The sequence below is a fragment of the Streptomyces sp. NPDC056160 genome (genome assembly GCF_042268205.1).
GTDB lineage: Bacteria > Actinomycetota > Actinomycetes > Streptomycetales > Streptomycetaceae > Streptomyces.
The window spans coordinates 1-1,334 of the sequence record NZ_JBHJUW010000353.1; the positions used below are offsets into that span (position 1 = coordinate 1).

Here is a 1,334-nt window from a genome sequence, read left to right on the forward strand (position 1 = left end):
CGGTCGGAAGTATTTGTATCTCGCACCGAGTCACAGGCGGTCCCCCGCGACGTCTTCGTTCTGTCACAGGCGTATCGACCTCACCGTCCGCCAAGGCGTCGAGCCGGCGGCAAGCGGGTTTCCGTCTCTTCGGGCCGCCCGCCGAGGATGTCACCGTCGGCCTGGTGGACACGCGTGCGTCAGTCGGGCGGGCAGCCGAACCAGTTGACCGTGCCGGTGCCGGTGTCGGTGTCGGTGTCGGTGTCGGAGGTGTAGCCGAGGCACCTGATGGTCCTGTTGTGCAGGGCCCTTGTCCGGTCGACTCCTCCGGCCGGGGTGTCGCCTCTGTAGTAGGTCCGCGCGAGAGTGCCGACCTCCACGGTGTACCAGCGGTTCTTGTGGGACGGGATGCTGCAACGCCGGGCGGTCACGTTGCGGCTGGGCCCGCTGTACCAGACGTCCTGTTCGGCGCGCTCGCAACGCGCGCCCGCGACGGCGGGGGCGGTGGCTGGGGCGGCGGCGGTGCCGAGCGGGGCCGGCGTGCCTATGGCGATCGCCGCGGCGACGCCGAGAAGGGGTTGCACCATCAGTGTCATCTGTAGATCCTCCTGCCGGGCGCGGTGACTGAGCGGAGTCGTCATGTCATCCACTGCGATGGTCACACCTGGTGGGGGTGTCGGGCCCGGCAGCCGGGGGTTCGTTCCCCCGCCCCGGTGACTTGGTGGTGCCAATGCAGCAGACCGCCGCCATGCGTCCGGGCGGCCGGGAGCGGTCCACGGTCGGTGCGAGGCGCACCGCTCGGTACCGCGTTCGGGTGACATCGTCCCGATGCCGGCGGCGCCGTGCCCGGTGGCGCCGGCCACGCCGCGATCTCTCCCCGTTGCCGGCCCGCATGTCCCAGGAACCGCGTGACCACTGCCGGGCCCGCCACGGTCTGCGGCCACTGAGCGTGGCGGGCGCTTCGCCGACGCCCCGGACAGGGCCGGCGCGGAATTCTTCCAGCCGACTGCACTTGCCCCTGCGCCGGGGACGCTGTCCGCAAGACCAGCGTGAGCGCAGACGGCGGCTACCGAGGAACCCGTGTCGTGCGCGTCAGTCGTCGGGGCAGGGCACCTGCGTGAGCTCTTCGGAAGCCACCAGACGCGCCGGGCTTCCTCGGCAAGGGGGTCCCCGCCTGGCAGTCGGCTTCGACCTGTGCCTGGCGGCCGGGGAGCCTCACCGACCTGGCGTGCCCGGCCTGCGCATGCCGGCCTGTCCGGACTAGTACTCCAGCAGTACTTCGTGGCTTGACCTGGGGAAACGTCGAGCGGTGGGAGTGTAGCGGGCGGGGGTTCGTCACGAATGGCTTCTGCCCA

1 protein-coding gene is annotated in these 1,334 nt (G+C 71.1%); it reads right to left on the minus strand.

What is annotated here, in order from left to right:
• Positions 1 to 179 precede the first annotated feature (179 nt).
• Entirely contained in the window at positions 180 to 566 is a 387-nt protein-coding gene (locus ACFC02_RS42675) for a hypothetical protein (RefSeq protein ID WP_376368446.1), read from the minus strand.
• Between the last annotated feature and the right edge of the window lie 768 nt (positions 567 to 1,334).